This window comes from Bradyrhizobium sp. NBAIM03 (assembly GCF_020194055.1).
Taxonomy (GTDB): domain Bacteria; phylum Pseudomonadota; class Alphaproteobacteria; order Rhizobiales; family Xanthobacteraceae; genus Bradyrhizobium; species Bradyrhizobium yuanmingense.
On record NZ_JADYVS010000165.1, the window covers coordinates 1 to 442 of the forward strand.

Annotated in this window: 1 protein-coding gene; it reads right to left on the reverse strand. The window is 60.0% G+C overall.

What is annotated here, in order from left to right; all coding sequences use genetic code 11:
- Positions 1 to 442 (reverse strand): hypothetical protein (locus tag I6F21_RS37900; protein WP_225184406.1); only part of this gene is annotated, 442 nt, incomplete at both ends.

Consider the following 442-nt stretch of genomic DNA (forward strand, 5'->3'; position numbering starts at 1 on the left):
CAGCTGTACTCGGTGCGCGTGGTGGTACGGGCATCGGCGCGAAGTTGTGGATTGGGCATCCGAATCGATTGGCGAGCTCTCGGGCGTACTTCAGTGCCAGATGTAGTGTGCCGTGATCACCTACACATTCAACCCCGCCCGCGCGGAAGTGCACGTAGACCGAGAAAAGTTCGGGATTCACATCGTCGACTTCGCGGATCCCCACGTTCTCGCCGGCTGGGGTGCGTACGTTACGCACGCCATGCACTTCCAGCGCGTCGAACTCTTCCTGTGTTGTGCCGAAAAGCACGTCATCGAAGCGCTTGTCCAGCGGGGCATCGGTGGCCGGACCGATTCCGGTGTCTGCTTCTTCCCAGCACCACCATCCAGAGCCAACGGCAAACACTTCGATGCGCCTGCCATTGACTTCGATTTGCTGGCCATTGACGAGGAATGGCTCGCC